Annotated in this window: 22 protein-coding genes; 8 read left to right on the forward strand and 14 right to left on the reverse strand. The window is 43.3% G+C overall.

The genetic code is table 11. From position 1 onward, the window contains the following. The first annotated feature begins 72 nt into the window (after nucleotides 1-72). A complete protein-coding gene (locus ACTRWI_RS13355) occupies nucleotides 73-699 on the forward strand; it encodes an START domain-containing protein (RefSeq protein WP_499132055.1) in 627 nt (208 codons plus the stop codon). Nucleotides 700-733: 34 nt separating this feature from the next. Here ACTRWI_RS13355 and ACTRWI_RS13360 read toward each other — a convergent pair whose 3' ends face one another. The 5 genes from ACTRWI_RS13360 to ACTRWI_RS13380 all read right to left on the reverse strand — a co-directional run bounded on the left by ACTRWI_RS13360 (nucleotide 734) and on the right by ACTRWI_RS13380 (nucleotide 3,380). Continuing rightward, nucleotides 734-1,264 (reverse strand): hypothetical protein, encoded by a 531-nt coding sequence (locus tag ACTRWI_RS13360; protein WP_499132057.1) that lies wholly within the window; start codon nucleotides 1,262-1,264, stop codon nucleotides 734-736. Between the two features lie 8 nt (nucleotides 1,265-1,272). Beyond that, nucleotides 1,273-1,659 (reverse strand): MAPEG family protein, encoded by a 387-nt coding sequence (locus ACTRWI_RS13365; RefSeq protein WP_499132059.1) that lies wholly within the window; start codon nucleotides 1,657-1,659, stop codon nucleotides 1,273-1,275. Nucleotides 1,660-2,263: 604 nt separating this feature from the next. Then, complete coding sequence (locus tag ACTRWI_RS13370; RefSeq protein ID WP_499132061.1) at nucleotides 2,264-2,731, reverse strand: YjiG family protein; 468 nt, start codon at nucleotides 2,729-2,731, stop codon at nucleotides 2,264-2,266. Then, nucleotides 2,731-2,859: a hypothetical protein gene (locus ACTRWI_RS13375; protein ID WP_499132062.1), complete on the reverse strand. Its 129-nt coding sequence runs from the start codon at nucleotides 2,857-2,859 to the stop codon at nucleotides 2,731-2,733. Before ACTRWI_RS13375 ends, ACTRWI_RS13370 begins: the two co-directional genes overlap by 1 nt. Nucleotides 2,860-2,879: 20 nt before the next feature. Beyond that, nucleotides 2,880-3,380, reverse strand: a complete 501-nt coding sequence (locus tag ACTRWI_RS13380) for a nucleoside recognition domain-containing protein (RefSeq protein ID WP_499132063.1) — start codon at nucleotides 3,378-3,380, stop codon at nucleotides 2,880-2,882. A gap of 618 nt (nucleotides 3,381-3,998) precedes the next feature. Here ACTRWI_RS13380 and ACTRWI_RS13385 point away from each other — a divergent pair. Both ACTRWI_RS13385 and nhaD read left to right on the forward strand, forming a co-directional pair. Further along, nucleotides 3,999-4,169 (forward strand): hypothetical protein, encoded by a 171-nt coding sequence (locus ACTRWI_RS13385; protein ID WP_164880346.1) that lies wholly within the window; start codon nucleotides 3,999-4,001, stop codon nucleotides 4,167-4,169. Nucleotides 4,170-4,404: 235 nt separating this feature from the next. Further along, entirely contained in the window at nucleotides 4,405-5,844 is a 1,440-nt protein-coding gene (gene nhaD / locus ACTRWI_RS13390) for a sodium:proton antiporter NhaD (RefSeq protein ID WP_499132064.1), read from the forward strand. Here nhaD and ACTRWI_RS13395 read toward each other — a convergent pair whose 3' ends face one another. The 3 genes from ACTRWI_RS13395 to ACTRWI_RS13405 form a co-directional block, all read right to left on the reverse strand. Further along, nucleotides 5,845-6,036, reverse strand: a complete 192-nt coding sequence (locus ACTRWI_RS13395; RefSeq protein ID WP_499132066.1) for a hypothetical protein — start codon at nucleotides 6,034-6,036, stop codon at nucleotides 5,845-5,847. Between the two features lie 202 nt (nucleotides 6,037-6,238). Further along, on the reverse strand, nucleotides 6,239-6,721 hold the full coding sequence (locus tag ACTRWI_RS13400; RefSeq protein ID WP_499132067.1) for a methylated-DNA--[protein]-cysteine S-methyltransferase: 483 nt from the start codon (nucleotides 6,719-6,721) through the stop codon (nucleotides 6,239-6,241). 48 nt (nucleotides 6,722-6,769) lie between these two features. Beyond that, nucleotides 6,770-8,146 (reverse strand): AlkA N-terminal domain-containing protein, encoded by a 1,377-nt coding sequence (locus ACTRWI_RS13405; protein ID WP_499132068.1) that lies wholly within the window; start codon nucleotides 8,144-8,146, stop codon nucleotides 6,770-6,772. A gap of 238 nt (nucleotides 8,147-8,384) precedes the next feature. Between ACTRWI_RS13405 and ACTRWI_RS13410 the strand changes: the two genes are divergently transcribed. Next, nucleotides 8,385-8,588: a hypothetical protein gene (locus ACTRWI_RS13410; RefSeq protein ID WP_128163269.1), complete on the forward strand. Its 204-nt coding sequence runs from the start codon at nucleotides 8,385-8,387 to the stop codon at nucleotides 8,586-8,588. Between the two features lie 178 nt (nucleotides 8,589-8,766). Here ACTRWI_RS13410 and ACTRWI_RS13415 read toward each other — a convergent pair whose 3' ends face one another. Next, nucleotides 8,767-9,657: a LysR family transcriptional regulator gene (locus ACTRWI_RS13415; RefSeq protein WP_499132069.1), complete on the reverse strand. Its 891-nt coding sequence runs from the start codon at nucleotides 9,655-9,657 to the stop codon at nucleotides 8,767-8,769. Between the two features lie 154 nt (nucleotides 9,658-9,811). Between ACTRWI_RS13415 and ACTRWI_RS13420 the strand changes: the two genes are divergently transcribed. Together ACTRWI_RS13420 and nagB are read left to right on the forward strand one after the other, a co-directional pair. Beyond that, nucleotides 9,812-10,165 carry a MaoP family protein gene (locus ACTRWI_RS13420; protein ID WP_499132071.1) on the forward strand — a complete coding sequence of 118 codons (354 nt, stop codon included), beginning with the start codon at nucleotides 9,812-9,814 and terminating at the stop codon, nucleotides 10,163-10,165. Between the two features lie 537 nt (nucleotides 10,166-10,702). Beyond that, nucleotides 10,703-11,503 carry a glucosamine-6-phosphate deaminase gene (gene nagB / locus ACTRWI_RS13425; protein ID WP_063524791.1) on the forward strand — a complete coding sequence of 267 codons (801 nt, stop codon included), beginning with the start codon at nucleotides 10,703-10,705 and terminating at the stop codon, nucleotides 11,501-11,503. Nucleotides 11,504-11,787: 284 nt separating this feature from the next. Here nagB and ACTRWI_RS13430 read toward each other — a convergent pair whose 3' ends face one another. The 3 genes from ACTRWI_RS13430 to ACTRWI_RS13440 all read right to left on the reverse strand — a co-directional run bounded on the left by ACTRWI_RS13430 (nucleotide 11,788) and on the right by ACTRWI_RS13440 (nucleotide 15,585). Then, nucleotides 11,788-12,324 (reverse strand): MltR family transcriptional regulator, encoded by a 537-nt coding sequence (locus ACTRWI_RS13430; protein ID WP_499132073.1) that lies wholly within the window; start codon nucleotides 12,322-12,324, stop codon nucleotides 11,788-11,790. Between the two features lie 50 nt (nucleotides 12,325-12,374). Further along, nucleotides 12,375-13,523, reverse strand: a complete 1,149-nt coding sequence (locus tag ACTRWI_RS13435) for a mannitol-1-phosphate 5-dehydrogenase (protein WP_499132075.1) — start codon at nucleotides 13,521-13,523, stop codon at nucleotides 12,375-12,377. Between the two features lie 175 nt (nucleotides 13,524-13,698). After that, a complete protein-coding gene (locus ACTRWI_RS13440; RefSeq protein ID WP_499132077.1) occupies nucleotides 13,699-15,585 on the reverse strand; it encodes a PTS mannitol transporter subunit IICBA in 1,887 nt (628 codons plus the stop codon). A gap of 553 nt (nucleotides 15,586-16,138) precedes the next feature. On the opposite strand from ACTRWI_RS13440, the gene ACTRWI_RS13445 reads away from it, so the two are divergent. Together ACTRWI_RS13445 and ACTRWI_RS13450 are read left to right on the forward strand one after the other, a co-directional pair. Then, nucleotides 16,139-17,005: a glycerol kinase gene (locus tag ACTRWI_RS13445; RefSeq protein ID WP_499132078.1), complete on the forward strand. Its 867-nt coding sequence runs from the start codon at nucleotides 16,139-16,141 to the stop codon at nucleotides 17,003-17,005. A 324-nt stretch (nucleotides 17,006-17,329) separates the two neighbouring features. Next, nucleotides 17,330-17,986, forward strand: a complete 657-nt coding sequence (locus ACTRWI_RS13450; RefSeq protein WP_499132080.1) for a nitroreductase family protein — start codon at nucleotides 17,330-17,332, stop codon at nucleotides 17,984-17,986. 79 nt (nucleotides 17,987-18,065) lie between these two features. Here the strand turns inward: ACTRWI_RS13450 and gltS are convergent, their stop codons facing one another. Together gltS and ACTRWI_RS13460 are read right to left on the reverse strand one after the other, a co-directional pair. After that, complete coding sequence (gene gltS / locus ACTRWI_RS13455) at nucleotides 18,066-19,292, reverse strand: sodium/glutamate symporter (protein ID WP_499132082.1); 1,227 nt, start codon at nucleotides 19,290-19,292, stop codon at nucleotides 18,066-18,068. 316 nt (nucleotides 19,293-19,608) lie between these two features. Continuing rightward, a complete protein-coding gene (locus ACTRWI_RS13460) occupies nucleotides 19,609-19,965 on the reverse strand; it encodes a YibL family ribosome-associated protein (protein WP_004737001.1) in 357 nt (118 codons plus the stop codon). Between the last annotated feature and the right edge of the window lie 103 nt (nucleotides 19,966-20,068).

Below are 20,068 nucleotides of genomic sequence, written 5' to 3' on the forward strand. Positions count from 1 at the left end.
AATGTCACGCGAACCCAACCTATTTTTATTCTATACTCATGGCAGATAAGCTTATCATTTCATGGAAGAATAATGATATTACCTAGGATTTTGGTACTTGGACTCTGTTTATTTTCAGCCCTCTCTTATGCGGCTCCGTGGCAATTTGTCAAAAGTGAAAACGGCATCACCATTCATAAGCGTAATCATGGGAGTGGTCTTGTTGAAGTTCGATCTCAAATGCAGGTCGAAACGAGCTACTCAGGTTTTCTCTTATTATTAGAAGACAGCGATAATGTACCGAATTGGATCGACAATGTGTCGCACAGTGAAGTATTAATGCAGATCTCTAGTAATGAGAATATCGTCTATACCCAGTTCAAAGCTCCTTGGCCAGCTCGTAACCGTGATATGGTGACGTATTCGAAATATGAAGTAGAAGACGGTCAATTCACCTTAACTATTAAAGATGCATCCAATTACTTGGCTAAAGAATCGGGGTATATTCGAATCAACGAGGTCGATGCGCTTTGGGTTTTGCAGCCTCTAACCAATGGCCTGACTCACATCACCTATACGGCATATGCGAATGCGGGCGGTATCTTGCCTGACTGGTTAAAGAACCGCTTATCAGCTAATAACGCATTCAGTACCTTCAAAAAGCTTAAAGACCAGCTTCCAAAGTACCAAGGGCAACAGCACCCTAATCTCGAAAAATAACTTATCATCAGCTTTTGCTTAAGGCGTGGAACGGTTAATTTCGTCTCGCTAGGTCACGCGCAAGAATCAATGCTAAGCCCAAAATCTGAACAAAGAGCGCGATATTTTTGTAGAGGGTCATCTGCTCCTCAAGGGCTTGAAGAAGTTCAGATAAGGTTAGATTATCAAGGTAGAAGTCATCGATGCGTGTGCGTTGCGATTGCTGAGCTTGGTTAATCAACATCATGATCTGAGGAAGGTTTTCGACGGTAATCTCTGGAACTTCGCCACTAACCCACGCACCAAGCTGACCGCGCACCGCTTCTTCTAACTCTGGTGTCACCGACGAATTTGGAGAAGTACTAATATCCATGTGCAGCAACATGGATTCACGCTTACGCTCTAAGGTTTCAATCGTATTCCAAGCCAACTGAATCGAGTATACATTGCCCTGTTGACGCTCTCGATACTGAGCTTGTGCAACCACCATTTTGTCGAGCACTAGGCTCGACACAACAATGGCCAGAATATTCAGCACTAACCCTGTTAATACAATTATCGACGGTGGAGGGAGGCGTAACGCCATGCTTGTCCTTATATGAGCTTATCAAACGGCAGATAAAACAAGTTTAGAACAACTAAAGACACCATGCTGGCAAAAGTCAAATACATACCTTGCTTTCTTCCCTTCAGGCTACGAGCAAGAATGCTTTTTCCATGAATAATACGACCAGCGACAAAAGCGACACCAATAACGTGAATCAGCCATACATTGGCGCCGTTGAAATCTAGCAACGCCATCAGTATAACGGTAATCGGAATATAGTCCATTGCGTTACTTTGAGCGGAACGAGCCACTTGTAACGATTCAACACCACCATCTGCGTGTGCCACTTGATTCTTTCTTCTTTGCTTAATCACTTCAATAGAGAGCCATAACATGACCAAAGTGAGCAACGAAGCATATAACGCTGTAACCATTATCATTTCCTACTGGTTAGTTTATTCGGCGGGCTACCTCAACGTATCTGTATTTAGCAAACATGGAGCATTCACGCCCGCAAATGTGTAAGAGATCTCTCACAACAAACGTAAGAGATTACAATCAAGCTTCGCAGAAAAATCCTAGATTACAAACCCAAGCCCTTGTTTTGTATGAGTCCGCACAGTTTTTCTTAGCTTTGCCTTCAAGTTATTTGCTTGAGGTAGATTGTGGGAGAAGCCTCGAGAATGTTTAATATACATGTCGACAGGGAGTTGGCTGGAACAGGATAAAGCCTAATGGATTAGGTATCTTCAGGATGAAGATTTGATGACTTAGGATGAGTTATCAGCAAGGAAGTTATGCTCTAGGATAGAGTCACTTATCAGGATGATGAGTTAGCAAGGACACCGCCAGGAAGGCGATGAATTGGATAGGTTAAAGGATTTAGCCACGTCAAGGAACGATGCAGGGAGCACCAGTTACCTATTGAAAGATAATTAACACGCAATAGCAGGATGGCTACAAAAAGAATAGACCCCGTTTGGTGAGAGCCAAACGGGGTTTCCTTTTTCTAAAGCCTAAGAATTTTCAGAAGTCAGGCTACAGAATAATGTTCATCAGCAACATCGCACCAAACGCATTCAACACTGAAATAGCGATCATCACTGGGATGTAAGGGCCTTCGGTTCCAATTGGTCCCATGATACGCCCCATGTATTGAACCTGTGAGCCCATCAAGTAAATCGCTGGCGCTAAGATCGCAATATGATTGCCATTTAAGATACCTTGGTCAAACAGCGTGATTACCACACCCACTGCACCGCCCATCGACATCCACGCACCGATCAATACTGCAGCAGCTTCACCCGGCAAACCAAACACCGCCATGATTGGAGCAAACACACTGCCCATCAGATCCAACGCACCCATAATCTGTAATGCTTTAATGATTACAAACGCCATCAGAACATTTGGCACTGTCGAGGTGGTCGCAATAACCCAGCCTTTCTTAGCACCTTCAACGAAAATATCAGTCACCATTGGTTTCTTTGCTTTTACTTCGCTCATTATGCTACTTCCTCTTCCAGTTTTTGTTCTTTGCCTGATTTTGGTTTGTCTTCTTTACCTTCAGTAATATTGAGGTAGATACGGAACAGGTTGGCACCCAGAAACTTAAAGATGAACATCACCGCCACAGCAAGACCAATAGATGACGTTACCGCGAGGAACCGTCCATTGCGGTTAGAGTAAATAGCACAGCACCAGACGAGAAGAAGTTCACGATCGCCGCACCTGCTGTGAATTGGAACATGGTAAAGACATCGGTTTCGCGCTTAGTTAGATGCCCTTCATCTTTAAGCTGACGTGTCAAAGCTGCACCTGCATCGATACTTTGCAAAGAGGTGATCAGTGCCAGGCCTGAGTTACCAGGAATGCCCATTAGAGGACTAAGTAGTGGAGTAAGCAGTTTACGAGCAGCATCTAGCGCACCGTAGTGCTCAAGTACGTTGATCATACCCAAAGCAAACATCACGGTCGGAATCAATGTCAAAGCAAAAATGAAACCGTCACGAGCACCGCTACCGCCTTTACCACGTAAAGAGGTGGTTGCCGCTTGGATACCATTAGCGGATTCACTTACATCGTAAGCAACTTTACCGAATGAGCCGTTAAGCGTCGTAAAATCGAATACGCCATACCATTCATTGGACTGCATAAAACCGGAGAAAAAACAACCGAAAAGGCGAGTGCGATGTAACTGCCGATCGTGACTTTATGATCTATTTTCGTTGGATTAGTCATAAGGACCCCTATACATCAAGTTTATCTAAAACAGAACACACACAGATAGTGCAAACTAATGAGAAGAAGGTTAATGACTAAAATCAAACAGAGTATCGGTTTAAATTGAAGATGATAGGCAACATATAAAACTGCGACTATGGTTTAGTTATCGAAATATAAACGGACAAAATCCTCATATTTCACATACAAAACTAAATAAATTTTACTGCAATAGCTCAACCGAAAACATACAAACGAGACACAAAAATCAGTGCCCAACGGATAAGATTCTGGATAGTCCGATCTCTGATAATTATGTGAGAAATCTCTTACATAAACTTTTAGTTAAATTTTTATTTAATTATAATACAGGCACTTGTATCGTGATTTTTCTTCCAAAACGCAATCGTTTTCATTTTGCTGATTGAGTTTTAATCCAGGCCGAATTAATGAGCCATTTTATAAAGGATTTGAGCTTGATTCGAAATTCCAGCCTCAAGAGGTGCTATAGACTTCGCGCAGCCAATATAGAAGGAAAATGGTGACAAGAATGGAAATGAGAACACTCAAATATCAGGTAATGGGTAAAGGCATGTGGATCACTGCCACGGTATCTCGCGTAGTTGCGGACAAACTTGCGATGGAATACCAATCCTATGGCTGGCCTGTTGAGATATGTGCTGCAGAACAAACAATGACGTTTGATCGTAATGCTGCATAATATTGGCGACACAGAATAAGCCCTATCGGACTAAGCCCGATAGGGCTTATTCTTTATTACTCGTGTGTACAAGATTGTAATTAGAGACACACAAAGCTCTACTTCAGCCTACCTCACAGTCTATCGCTTTTCCTGTAATCCATTGAATTATTGAGATATCTATCACACTCCACATGGCTATTTAGGTCTACGCTTTTACGCGTGTTAATAACTTATTAACTTTGGAGCGTAATCCATGCTAGGTATCCAGCTTTCTGTTGTTCTCTATTTACTGTGTTTTTCTGCGGTGGCGGGGGCAGCTACCTCCCAACTAGGGGAACCTCTCAAGCTAACCAACTCATTTGCTGGCTACCTCTCGCTAACAATTTTCGTTATTGCTTACGTTGTAGTGATGATGGAAGAGTATCTAAAGCTGCGAAAGTCCAAACCCGTTTTACTTGCCGCAGGCCTTATTTGGATCATCATTGGTTTCACGTACCAAGAGCACAATCTGGTTGAAGTCGCGAAGCAAGCGCTCGAACACAACTTATTAGAATACGCCGAGCTGCTACTCTTCCTGCTCGTCGCCATGACTTACATCAGCGCGATGGAGGAGCGAAGATTATTTGATACGCTTCAAGCGTGGATGGTGGGTAAAGGCTTTAATTTTCGGTCTCTATTCTGGTTAACCGGTATTTTGTCGTTCTTTATCTCCCCGATAGCCGATAACCTGACAACGGCTCTATTAATGTGTGCCGTGGTACTTAAAGTCGCAGGAGATAACCCTAAATTTGTTAACCTCGCCTTTGTAAATATTGTGATAGCGGCGAATGCAGGTGGTGCGTTCAGTCCATTTGGCGACATCACTACCTTGATGGTATGGCAGGCGGGCTATGTCAGTTTTAGCGAGTTTATCCCCTTATTCATTCCTTCAATGTTGAACTACCTCGTTCCTGCACTGATCATGTCTTACTTTGTACCCACCACCCAGCCCGACACGGTACATCAACACGTTGAATTGAAACGAGGCGCGAGACGAATTGTATTCCTATTCATTATGACCATAGTTACTGCGGTTGCTTTCCACGCCATCCTGCATTTCCCACCAGTAATGGGCATGATGATGGGGCTCGCATACCTCCAGTTCTTTGGATATTTCTTGAGAAAAACACTGCCCAACTCGCTGGCTAAGAAGAAAGCTGTGGCAATTGCGAATAACGATGAAGGAGCTTTAAAGCGACTCGGATCAGTTGTGCCTTTTGATGTCTTCCGAAGAGTTTCTCATGCCGAATGGGACACATTACTCTTCTTCTACGGAGTGGTAATGTGTGTCGGTGGCTTGAGCTTGCTTGGTTACTTAGAACTCGCTTCAGGCGTCATGTACAGCCAATGGAATCCGATTTGGGCGAATATCATGGTGGGCATCTTATCTGCGATTGTCGATAACATTCCGGTGATGTTTGCAGTGTTATCAATGGAGCCACAAATGTCGATGGGCAACTGGTTACTGATTACGTTAACCGCTGGCGTTGGCGGAAGCTTATTGTCGATCGGTAGCGCTGCTGGTGTGGCATTGATGGGGGCAGCTCATGGCAAATACACCTTCTTTGGACACCTAAAGTGGATGCCAGTCATCATGATTGGCTATGCGGTCAGTATCGCGGCCCACTTATGGCTTAATGGTGGATTATTCTAGTTAGATGAGCTTTCTTGGTGCGGGGGTCGACTCGAGACCAGAGTCCGTTCGGCTGCTTCCTGAGTTCAGCTCAATGGTAATTAAATCATCATCGACGCTATAACTGCGCGTCACTGTGTTATCTGCCGTCTGATAAGTAACTTGTCCCGACTCAAAAAGCAGACAGCTGTCGTTATCAGTACTTTCATACATATCTTTAAATAGAAACAGCTGTGGGACTTCAAAAGGTGACTGCTATTGCTTAAACAGTCTGTCAGTAACAGCGTACTACTGCAACCAAGTAAGTATTTTCCAGAAAGCACCAACCTTAGTGGAAAGTCACACTTTTAAGGCCTTTGGGCTAAGTTCAACATTGCGAGGCATCACTTAACCAAAAAACCAAAAAACAAGCGATCTATTCTTCGCCAATTCCTTCAATCGCCAATAAGCGCTGCTTGCGTTCAATCCCGCCCGCGTAACCCGTCAATTTTCCATTCTTGCCTATCACTCGATGACACGGAACAATCACTGATACCGAGTTTTTGCCATTGGCTAACCCCACAGCTCGCACCGCTTTTGGATTACCGATCGCATCGGCTAACTGAGCATAGCTCCATGTTTCTCCGTAAGGAATAGTAGTAAGTGTGTGCCAAACCGATTGCTGAAACGGAGTGCCTGTGGCAGCGATCGGTACATCAAATTGAACGGCTTCTCCTGCAAAATAACGATCGAGCTGCTCTTTGACCGATTGGAAAACCGGAAAGCTATCTTCTTGTGTACCTAGGTCTTCCGGTTTCGTTGTGTGTGTTTCAAACCAAACTCCGAGTAAGCCTTGCTCATTCGCTTGCAGAGTCACTGTGCCTAATGGGCTGTCATAATATGTAAAACGGTTCGCCATGATTACTCCTAGCTTTGTATTGCGGACTTTCGCGAGTTGCTCTTTCTATTAAGACTGATTCCAGCAGTGGAACGTCGCGTAACTACCCCACGGTGAAACACTCTCTATGTTGATATCCGGTCGGTGCTCGATAAACTTCTTCACCACTAAATCACTCACCAGCAAATGATTCGGCTCACTCAAGCCACGAAGTAATGCGTATTGTATGGTCCAAGGGCCAATACCTTTTAGGTCAATCCATTTGGAAGGGTGCTCGGCTTGGTTGTCGACCATGTATTCGGCAAAACGCTTTAAGGTCTCCTTACGGCTTCCTGGCATTCGCAAAAAGCTCACATCGGCTTCCACTATTTGTTTCGGTGTCGGAAAATAGGTTTTCTTATCTGATTCAGAAAGCTCTTTAACCAATAGGTTTAGCTGACCAATCGCTGCTGTTACCGAGACTTGCTGTCCAAGTATCGCTCTGACACCCGCCTCCCAAGCACTCCATACGCCAGGAATACGAATACCACTTCTGGCGACTAAGTGAGGATCGATCGTCGCAAAAAAGGCTTCAACTTTGGCGATGTCAACATCTAAGTCGAACATGCGACGAATGTGAGTGATCAAACCTCGTAACTGGTTTATATCATCCAACTCAAATTCAATATCTAATCGGTTCTTTTTAGCTAAGGTCGCCTTAAACCAACCTTCCGAACCATTGACTGTCACAGTTCGCTGATAATAGTCATCCCTAACCTCTTCTATCCCCTCGATCATTCTGCGTCGATAGAAGTCTAATAAGAGCTTCCAATCTAATGGGCCATGAAAAGCCAGTTGGATGTGATTACTCAGACTATCATTAAGTTTGGTTCGTCGAATCTGACTTGGCGAAAGCTTCAGCTCTTTTTGAAACGCATCGTTAAAGCGACGCGTGCTATTAAAACCACTCGCAAAGCCGACATCAGTAATACTCATGCTACTAGTGTGCAGCAACTGTTTAGCGAACATTAATTGACTGTACAGGCTATATTGCTTGGGTGAAACACCAATATAGTTGTCGAACAAAGTACGTAAGTACCGATCAGATATCCCCAAACGATCGGCAAGGTCGGTAATCGAACCTGAGCCTAATGCACCATTGTCGATAAGCTGCATCGCTCTAAGGAACGTGGTTTCAACTCCTTTCCATGCAGGTGAGAAGGGCGCACTGTCTGGTCGACAAAGTAAACAAGGTCGGTAGCCCGCTTTTAATGCCTGAGCCTGATGAGAAAAATATTCGACGTTCTCTTCTTTTGGGGGTGTTGCAGGGCAGATAGGACGACAGAAAATCCCGGTCGTTTTTACCGCAGTGAAAAACATACCATCAAAGCGAGCGTCTCGCGCATAGCGAGCCAAATGACACTGCTCATTCGTTAACGCACTGTTGTGATGAATATTTTTCGACATATTGAGTTCTTCTCTTTTTCAGTAATTCTTGCTTCACGCCCTAAAAGTCTATCTTGAATAAACACTGTCGTTAGCCATTTTCGGAACTGAAGGTTAGATAAATCACATAAAAGGGTTTTATTTTTATCCAATTCAACTAAATTTAATCAAGAGAAGTCAATCTTCTCACAACGTCAAACGATAGGTACTTAGCACGCCAAAGATGCAGAGACCTATCGAATACAAAAAGGAAAAGGCTATGGTTCTTCACACGTGTCGTATTGTTTTATCCAACCAACAGGTTCTTACCAGTCAATCAGTCGAGCAGTCACTAGGGTTTCTTGAAGACCAAGCAGAACAGGGGATTTCTAAAATTGAGATTGACGCAACGGACGGACAAACAATCCATTCGTACATGTCACACTCTCTTGAAGAGTCGATTGAAAACCTAATGAACCTATGAGTGCTTTAACACTACAAGAGCCTTTTAGACGGGTTACACACCTGGCTTAAACGAGTTTCCGACTTACAGCTTTCTCTAACTTGGACAGTATGAATATCTCTGGTTTAAACAAAACTGGCTCCCAAAAAGGAGCCAGTTTTTATTTATTCAACAAAGCAATGAGTGACAGCCTAAACGGCTACTCAGGCGCTTGTTCTGCTGCTTGTTGCAGTGTGTGTGTCGTCGATGGGTCAATCTCGTTAACCAACTTCTCAACCTGCATGATCGCCTCTACCGAGGTACTGTTTTTACGGTAGCTTAGGTAAATCGGGCGATACCAGTCTTCAACGCCTTTCACCTTGTGCAACTGTCCTGACTCAATAAAAGGCTCAACAAGAGACACTGGCAAATAGGCACTGCCCCCTTTCTCTAAAATGAAATCGAGTGCAATACGAGCCGTTGAGGTGCGTAAGTACGGTGCGGGGACTTTTGGATGACGCTCTGCGTGCTCAGAACCAAAACGAGTGCCCCAATCGACATAAACATACTTATTCTGGAACACGGATTCTAAATCATCAGGTTGTGTCGATACCAAAACCAACACGAGATCTGCCACTTTTTTACAGTTCAGCTCTTCAGCTTTGATCTGGTCAAATGCAAAGGCCATATCTAAGGTGCGCTCAAGCAAGTTACGGTTCAGTTGCTCACGCCCCATCACCTCTGCCATAAAACCGTAACCACCAAAAGAATCCGTCACAACACTCAGACAGTTTTGTAAATACGCATCCCAAATATTCGGTGTGCCACCCAGCGTTAGCTGCAAGGCTTTTCCACTCTCAAGTGACAGCTCAAACTTAGCCTGTTGCAAAGTAGAAACCATCACCTCAGCGTAACCAATCAAACGCTCACCTGAAGAGGTAAGCTTAATGTTATTACGATCACGGATGAACAACTGAGTATCAAAATAGCCCTCTAGCTGTTTGATCCGCGCACTCACCGCCGCTTGTGTTAAATACAAGTTCTCAGCAGCACGCCCAAAGTGGCGTACCCTTGCAACCTCAAGAAAGGTTTTAAATACTTTCACATCCATCAAATACATCTCTGTAATAAATCTGCTAACTAGCGGATCTAGGATTGTTTATCGTAAAGGCAAAAACGTTTTGTTTCCTATTTTAGCCTTTTAACAATATTTTCGCGTGAGCAATAAACACTAATTTCTATCTAACCACATTACTGAGGCTGATATGTCTGAGACCGAATTCCGTCATGGAAAAAAACGTTTTTATGACACCATTAAATTCCCACGAGGGTTCGCTAAGTCAGGGGATTTTACTCTTTCAGAAGAGGAAATCCTAACCTTGTTTGGCGACACTATGCTTGCACTTGAGACTGGTGAACTTACACCAATCAATGCAGAAGAAAAGCACTTCCTTAAAGTGTTGTCTCACCCTCATAAGGCAAAGTCCAAGTTAGAGCGTGTTTGGTTGAAGTACATTCAACTGGCTCGCGGGCGCCGTCGCTTTCATACCCTAAACGGCTGTAAACGCGGCGAAATGCCTAGGGAAGAATACAACAGCGAGTTAGTGTTAGAAGATTAGTAAAATCGCTCAAAGTGATACCTCATCACTTTGGGCTTTTTTGTGCCTTCAAACACGACTTCACTTCGTGATTAGTAATTTTAGCCAACCCATTAAGTTTTACCAAGATTTATATAAAATTCATAACGATAGTACACAATAGCTATCTCTAAGTATCCAGATCTTGCAAATTCAAAGCTAAGAGCCCTTTCAGAAAGCGACTATTACTGCGGCTTTTTGATAGCTGCTCTATCTCCTGGGTTCATGCTTATCTGCTCACCTCTACTATACTCCTCTAACTCACTCCAACTTCAAAATCGGTGAACCCTTTCAGGCGCTGAATTGAATCAAGATTGCGATATATGACAAGCGTATTAATCTTGTTTAACGCCACCAAATATCCATGCAATATGCATGCAATTTTGCGAGTTGGAGTCACAGATACGACGAAAAATGTAAAAAGTTGACCTAAAACAATGGTAGAAATAGATCACTTATTTTATAATGCAAATTAATGTTTCAGCACACTATAAATGACTTATCTTAGGGGCTACAAAAATGAGACTTATTCCTTTAAACAACGCGGCACAAGTAGGTAAATGGGCAGCACGTCACATCGTTGAAGCTATCAAAGCATTCAACCCAACAGCTGATCGTCCATTCGTTCTTGGGCTACCAACTGGTGGCACACCTCTTACGACTTACAAAGAGCTAATCGCACTATACAATGCGGGTGAAGTTAGCTTTAAAAACGTTGTTACATTCAATATGGATGAGTACGTAGGTATCGATCCTAACCACCCTGAGTCTTACCGTACTTTCATGTACACAAACTTCTTCAACCACGTTGATATTCAAGAAGAGAACATCAACCTACTAGACGGCAAAGCAGAAGACATCGACGCTCACTGTGCAGCTTACGAAGAAAAAATCCGTTCTTACGGTAAAATCAACCTGTTCATGGGCGGTATCGGCATCGACGGTCACATCGCATTCAACGAACCAGGCTCTTCTCTAGCATCTCGTACTCGTATCAAGACGCTAACTGAAGAAACTCGCATCGCGAACTCTCGCTTCTTCGACAACGACATCAACCAAGTACCAAAATACGCACTAACTATCGGTGTTGCGACTCTACTAGACGCTGAAGAAGTAATGATACTGACTATGGGTCACAACAAAGCACAAGCTCTACAAGTTGCTATCGAAGGTTCTGTAAACCACATGTGGACTGTGACAGCACTACAAATGCACCGTAAAGCCATCATCGTTGCTGATGAACCAGCTCAACAAGAGCTAAAAGTTAAGACTCTACGTTACTTCCAAGAGCTAGAAGCTGAGAACATCCAAGACCTATAATCTGAGGTCTTGTTGAAATAAAAAGCCACTTCGGTGGCTTTTTTTGTGCCTGAAATTTGTCGTCGATATGCTGAACTACCGACAAGTTTGAACAATCAGATTGAATGCTATGCGAGAGAATCACCTCCGATACAGCTCTTGCTTATATCAGAAGAAATGAAGGCTAAAGTGAATATAAAAAAGCGATCCCTCACTGAGAAACCGCAATCAATATTTATTCTAGGATGGATAAAACAGGTGGTAGCGAGTGGTTGTGTCGTAATGAAAACGTTCAATAACGAAATCTAAGAACTCAAGGCGTTGTCGCGGCATAAGGTGTTAATGATGTCTGTGATAGCCAAAACAATGGTCGACTTCACTTTCTGGTGATGTCGCCCTAAAAACATTTGAAGCATCGGGCCAGACATGGTTTCTACCATCTCCGCATCATATTCGATAGGCATAATACGCTGGATCGCGTGTACCTTATTGAGCTCAAAGATAACATCAACTTCGGTAAAACTGGTGTCGTCACCCTGTATTTTCGCCCACTCTTTCAAGGTAACGAAAACCTCTAAATCGTCATAAAGCTCTTTACTGATGGCACCCAAACCCAAGAGCAACTTACCGCGAATCATAATCTCGCCTAACGGGCCACCGCTGTTAAGAAGAGGTTCTACAACAAACTTAATTGCAGTATCGTCTTTCTTGAAGATATTCTTTAATACGGCATCTACCGTGTCATCCAATGCATCGTAAGCAGCCATCAAGCAGGCGCTAGCACTCTCGGCTTCAGATAAGGCTTCAAGTAATTCTGTTTCATGGCTAGGATGTATAGGCATAACGGCTCGGCAATAAGAAAGTGCCACAGGTGTGGCACTTTGATGATTTATCATTTCAATGCTAGGTAAGCTTGTTCCGCTAGTTTAACAACTTCTGAGTCACTATTCAGCTTAGAATAGTGCGCTAATGTCTTAGCAAAACCTTTTTCTGCGAACATTGCCTGAAGTTCAACCGCTTGAGGGTCATCTTCATTCTTGTAGTGGAAAGCCGCGGCAATCGCTTTTACAAGGTGAGCATTGGGTAGACCGTATTCTAGCGTACCGTTCAGTGGTTTGACTAGACGATCTTGTGGGCTCAGTTTACGAATAGGCTGACGGCCCACGCGGTCTACTTCATCACGCAGGAATGGGTTTGCAAAACGGCCAAGAATTTTCAAAATGTAAGCGGCATGTGCATCACGATCAAAGCCGTAACGCTTGATCAGAACTTCACCACTCTCTTCCATCGTCGTTTTTACTTCAACGTAAATTGCTTGGTCTTCAATCGCGTCTTTGATTGTTTCATGGCCTGCAAGCGCGCCAAGGTATGCCGTTACCAAGTGGCCTGTATTTAGCGTGAATAGTTTACGCTCAACGAAAGCCATAAGGTTGTCAGTGCATTCCATACCTCGGATGTTTGGAATCTCACCTTTAAATTGTGTTTGATCTACGATCCACTCGCTGAACGTTTCAACCGTTACTGCTAGTGGGTCAATTTCAGCAGCTTCAGCTGGTGGTACGATACGGTCAACCGCTGAATCAACAAAGCCAATATGCGCTTCAGTAAACGCTTCCATTTCGTCAGAAAGGTGCTCTAAAACCGCAGCTTTAAGCTGGCTAGTACCACGAACCATGTTCTCTGCTGCGATGATGTTCATTGGCGCGGTATTGTTTGCCGCTGCACGCTTTTCAATGCCTTGAGCAATAGACTTAGAGATAATTTTAAGAACCGTTGGACCAACCGCAGTGGTCACAATGTCAGACTCAGCAATGCAATCTACCACATCGCTTGTTGCGGAGTTTACTGCCGTCACGTTCTTAACGATTTCAACAACACACTCTTCACCAACAATCTTCACTGGGTATTCTTGGCGTTCAATTAACGCATTAACAACCGTTTCATTTACGTCAGCAAAAGTAACCTTCATACCAGCGTCAGAAAGAAGTTTACCGATGAAGCCACGACCGATATTACCTGCACCAAAATGTAACGCTTTCATAATTTTGACCTTATAAATATTTGAATCTAGATAGCTAACTGCTCGACAACATGCCTTGACGATGTGCCCTAAGCAGTAAGCTATTCAGACTGAATCTTGTTAAGACAGATTTAGACCGAAAATAAGGCCAGTAGGGGGGTACTGGCCTCGTTCACTTAGGAGCTTGAGTAGATTTTTAGTTTCCGCCAAGAATACGGAGAACATCAGCAGGGTTTGTTGTGTTCTGTAGGCTTTCCACAGCGTCTTCATCATCAAGTGAATTAGTGATAGCCATCAGCACCATGTTGTGCTCATCGCCTTGAGCGGCAATACCGATAACCATCTTCGCGACATCATCTTCATTTTCTCCCCACTGAATACCCTTAGGATACTGACAGAAGACAATGCCGGTTTTTTGCACGTATTGCTTAGCTTCGATTGTGCCGTGTGGTACTGCAATAGACTCGCCTAGGTAAGTAGATACAAGCTCTTCACGAGCAAACATGCCATCTACGTACTCTGGAGATACGTTGCCAAGCTTCACTAATTGGTCGCCAGCAAACTTGATTGCATCCGATTTATCAGATGCCTTTAGACCAAGGAAAATAGCGTCACTTGTCAGAGCTAACGTTTCTTCTTTGTCTTCTACACGAGTTGCTGGTTTATGCTTTTTTACATCACCTTCCTTAGCTTCAAGTAATTCAGTAACAAGACTGTCATATACCCCACCATCTAGGAAGTTGTTTAACGACATGTGCATGGCGCTAGGCATGGTTTTACGTGCACGGTCTGTTAAGTCTTTATGCGTAATAACAATTTGTGAATCAGCTGGTAAGTTGTTGATTGCGTAGTTAGTTACCGTGATATTTAGGCCCGCTGCATCTACTTTCTTACGCAGTAGACCAGCACCCATTGCACTTGAACCCATACCCGCATCGCATGCTACGTAAACGGCTTTTACGTCTGCTAGGTTGATGTCTGCAACGGTTGTTGTAGCTTTTGAAGACGCTTTCATGCCTTTAACTTGTGCCGAGGCTTTCTCAAGTGAATCTTCACTGTCATCTTGCGTAGAGGTTTTAAGTAGGATAGACGCTACAATAAACGAGACTGCCGCTGATGCGATAACCGATAGAAGTACCCCAATATAAGAACCTTTTGGCGTCATCAACAGAACCGCAAAGATAGAACCAGGAGACGCCGGAGAGATGAGACCAGAATCGAACACTACATTAGTGAATACACCAGTCATACCACCTGCGATTACCGCTAGGATCAGGCGAGGGTTCATCAGAACATAAGGGAAGTAAATCTCGTGAATACCCCCTAGAAAGTGGATAATAGATGCACCCGCTGCAGACTCTTTAGCAGCCCCCCTACCAAATACCATGTAAGCGACGAGTAGACCTAGACCTGGACCTGGGTTAGCTTCGATTAAGAAAAAAATAGAACGGCCAACTTCTTCAGACTGTTGAATACCTAAAGGAGAGAAGATGCCGTGGTTGATGGCGTTGTTTAAGAAAAGGATTTTCGCTGGTTCTACGAAAATAGAAGCCAGAGGTAGTGCACCCGATTCAACCATCAAGTTAACGCCAGCCGCCAAACCATTAGAAAGCACTTTCACAGCAGGTCCCATGACTAGGAATGCCACGATAGCACACACCATCCCTATAATACCCGCCGAGAAGTTATTCACTAGCATCTCGAAACCACTCTTCACTTTACCTTGAATGGCTTCATCGAATTTCTTAATTGCGATACCACCTAGAGGACCAACAATCATCGCCCCCATGAACATTGGGATGTCCGTACCTACGATAACGCCCATAGTTGTGATAGCACCTACAACCGCACCTCGGTCGCCGCCAACCATTTTACCACCAGTGTAACCAATCAATAATGGCAGCAAGTAAGTGATCATCGGGCCAACCATCGCTGCTAACGTCTCATTAGGAAGCCAACCGGTTGGGATGAAAAGAGCAGTAATGAAACCCCACGCAATAAATGCGCCGATGTTCGGCATTACCATGTTGGATAAAAAACGACCAAAGCTTTGAACCTTGATCTTCGCTTCTGGTGATAACATAGATAGATCCCCGTTGTGTATTAGTTGGTCATATGACCGAAAGATGCGTGCTCCAGAGTTGATTAAAATGTATCACAACATTTCTAAAATGCACCTCAAGCCAATTTTCGTGATAGCAGTCACACACAAAAAACACCCAGGGGTTATTAATTACGATTAAGATCACAAAAACTTCATGAATTTAAATTACAACGAAAAATCATTGATAATAAATACCATCTAAAAGTGACCTGGGTCACATTTGCATACTTATCTTCACAAAATAAATAGTGATCAAAATCTCACAAAACAAAAGACGCACCTTAAATACTATAAACCATGTATGAAAGAACGCCATTCTAAGTGTATTTCCTATGCGCCTAGATGAATTTAGCTTGTTATTTTGTAATTTAATTACAAGGGCAGATTAATGCCTATTTTTTAAATTCTGATTTTCCCAGCCCTCAAAATACATGAACAATGAAGGAACGAAATTGCTTAAAATAGATGTGTTATTCTAGTAATGCCTACCCCAACGTTATCCAGTAGCCCAATAACGAGTTAAGAGAAGACTATGTCAGACAAGATCTCCACATCAGCTCTCGCTAAACAGAGAGATATAGAAGCTAAAACTCTATTTAATGACCTAAAAACGGCCGGCTATATCGTACGTTCACAGGATCGATGGGTGCTGACCGAACGAGGGGAAAGCTTTGGTGGAGAGTATCTGGAACACAAAAAGTTTGGTGTCTTCATTGTCTGGCCTGAGAAGCTACTTATCGACTTGGACACCTTCTCAGGGCAAACACTAACCGCAACTCAACTTGGGAGTGCTTTCAAGCTCAGCGCAAAGAAAATTAACCTCTTGCTCAATGAACTTGGTTGGATAACAAGAGAAGAAGACGGTTGGCACGTCACCTCGACAGGTTTAAAGGCCGGTGGTGAACAGAGAGAAGATAAAGTCACACAAAACTTATTCGTGGTGTGGCACGATTCATTAGTCCGGAATAAACGTTTGAAGCAATCAGTTGTTGAATTCCTAGGGCACGATGCAGAAAGCCACTCAACGGATGTGTCATTTTCTAGCTTCCGCCAAAAGTTCGAGGCCAAGCATAGAACCTTGGATGGGCACTATGTTCGTTCAAAAGGAGAGTTAATCATCGACAACTGGTTATATATGGCGGGTGTAGTACATGCGTACGAGCGTCCACTGCCAATAGCGAAAGAAGTGATCAGTGACTTTTATCTTCCAAGCGGCAAAGTATACATTCAATTTTGGGGAACCGACTCTGCGCCAATTGCGGAGGAAAAACGTGAAGTGACGAGAAAAATCTATGATGAGCATGGTTTTGGCTTAATCGAGATCACACCGGAAGATATCCCAAACCTAGACAGCGTCCTTCCACCATTATTGCGCCAATATGGCATCAAGGCATACTAAACGACTGAATCTAGACAATTCAAACCTATTGACATCACACTTATCGAATCATTATGGATATTATTTACCATAGTGATTTGATATGTTCGCTATTTTTCCCAAGCTAATCTTCTATTATCTTACCTCCATCGACTTGAGCTACCGCAGATACTCAATTTATTGGGGCATGTTCGATGACCATTTCAGCGCTTGCTTCTAAGAAACCCGTTCTATTAAAGCTCGATGATATTAGAGACAAAGCCCAAATGCGTTATCCGTTTATTGTTGACGTTACCAAACATAACACCCTACAACATTTATTATTGATAAATTTTAGGATTCAATATGACTCATCCAATCATTACTGATCTAAGCACTCGTTACACAACTAAAAAATACGATGCAGAAAAACGCATCTCTGCGGAAGACATGGAAGTAATCAAAGAAGCACTTCGTCTGTCAGCTTCTTCTATCAACTCTCAGCCTTGGAAATTCATCATCATTGAGAGCGACGAAGCAAAAAAACGTTTCCACAACACTTTCGAGAACATGTTCCAGTTTAACCAACCACATGCGAAAGAAGCGTCACACACAATCCTGTTCACTCACGATCCTAAGTACACTAAAGAGAAGTTTGCGAAACGCGCAGATACGGAAGTAAGCTCTGGTCACCTACCTGCTGAAATGTATGAACAGTTCTTAGGTGCTTACGCATTCGCAGAAATGAACACTGACGAAACAGGTTTCAACGGCAACTGGACTAAGTCTCAAGTGTACATTGCACTGGGTAACACACTGCACACGCTTGCTCGCCTTGGTATCGCTTCAACTCCAATGGAAGGTGTAGACGCGGCTATGATCAGCGAAGAGTTTGCTGATGAGTTAGAAGATCACGTTGTTGATGTAGCACTAGCTATCGGTCACCACAAAGACGGCGAAGACTACAACCACGGTAAACCAAAAGCGCGTCTAGCTCTTGATGAAGTCGTGACTACGCTTTAAAAACTAACAAATAAATTGCACTGCTTATTTGGCCAGACTATCGTCTGGCCTTTTTTATGCGTTAAGCGAGGTATTCACATTAACCGATAAACGAGATGTAAGCTTGCAGGATAATCAGGTTAACGATATCAATGAAAAATGCGCCGACGATTGGCACCACCATGAATGCCTGTGGCGATGGGCCGAATCGGTTTACCAAAGAGCCCATATTCATTACCGCTGTAGGTGTTGCACCAAGGCCAAAACCACAGTGACCGCCCGACATAACCGCTGCGTCGTAGTTTGAACCCATCACTTTAAATGTCACAAAGTAAGAGAACAGGCCAAGTACCACCGATTGAACACTTAAGATCACCAAGAATGGGATCGCAAGGTCGAAAATATTCCACAGTTTAAGGCTCATTAACGCCATCGCTAAGAATAGAGACAATGACACAGTACCCAGAATATCAACGGTTTCACTGTCGGTTTTATGCAGCTTGGTCACTTCAAACACGTTAGTGATGAATACACCGATAAACAAAGCGTAAACAAAGTCGGGAATCATCAACCAAGAAATTTCGAAAGTCGCTACCCACTGCTCTAGGTATCTCGCACCTGTGATACAGATAAGGAGAATGAACAATACTTCAATCACCTTCTTGGCTGTCACTTTGTCTTCTTCATACTCGTTATACGTCACCAGCTCAGGGAAACGCTCGTGCGTTTGTGTACCCGTGCCGTACTCTGATTCAAGATTGTTTTTATCGATCAGCTTTTGTGCCACCGGGCTACCAATGATACCGCCAATGATCAAACCAAAGGTTGCCGAAGCCATCGCGATTTCTAGCGTATTGGCTATGCCATAAGTATCAGAAAAGGTTTGCGACCAAGCTGCCCCCGTACCATGACCACCAGATAGCGTAATAGAACCTGCAATCAAGCCCATCAACGGTTCAAGACCAAGCGCGGTAGCTAACGTCACACCCACACCATTTTGGATGATGATGTACACCGAAGCGACACCCAAGAACAAGAATACATTCGCACCGCCTTTCATTAACTGTGTGTAGTTAGCAGCAAGACCTACGGTCGCAAAGAACATCAACATGAATGTGTTCTGTAAAGGTAGGGAGAACGCTAGATCAACGCCGTTAAAATGCAGACCTGTTATCGCAAAAGCAACAATTAAGCCGCCCACAATGGGCTCTGGGATATTGTACTTTTTGAGAATCGGTAGCTTTGCGTTTACAAAATGACCTAGAAACAAAACGCTGATCGCGATTAAGAAAGATTCTAGTGGCCCTATTGAAATTAATTGATTCATATAACCTCTATTGTTTTACGTTCTCATCTTCCCTAATGAGTCTAGTTTTATCTGTAAGTATTTGTCTTGCTATGCTTATATTTATGCAAATTGATGAGAAATTGTTGGATTAGAAAACCGAACACACTAGCGTGTCAGCTAAGTATCATGTTAGTAACACGTTAAATTTAGTAGGCGATGAGAGGTTTTGTGACCCAAATTAACACCTACCTGTCTATTATATCGCCAATGCGAGCGTCGATTTAACCCTTTCTGAATCCCTAAAAAAGCAAAAAGGAGCTATTGCTAGCTCCTCTTTTATTACAATCGCTGGTAATTAGAATTTTTTAGGGGCATAACCCGTCATAACCTCAAGACGAAGCTCTTTACCAATCTTCGTCATTGGGTGAACAACGACTAATCCTTTTACAGACTTTTTCAGTTTACCCATATCCGCTTGCTCAGCTTTAGTAATTTCACGGCTAAATGGCATATCAAGCAACGACTTACGTTCTTGATTTACATCGTAGCTTTGCTTGTGCTTAAGCTGGGCAATCTTCTTTGTTAGCTTTTTGATTTCGTCTTCAAATTGACGAACAACAGGACGATCATTACGAGCTTTAGCAGCCGCTAACTTATGGCGACACTTGTCTAAACGGTTGTTAATTTGTTGAAGTTCGTTTTTAGCACTCATAATAATTTCCTAAGATTAAGCAAGCCAATTCGGATTGGGGCGCGGAGTATAGCACAAGGGTTTACCTGAACCGAAATTTATCTAATAAATAGCCTGTGGGAGT

It is taken from the genome of Pseudoalteromonas sp. G5_S1_14_S5 (assembly GCF_054968605.1).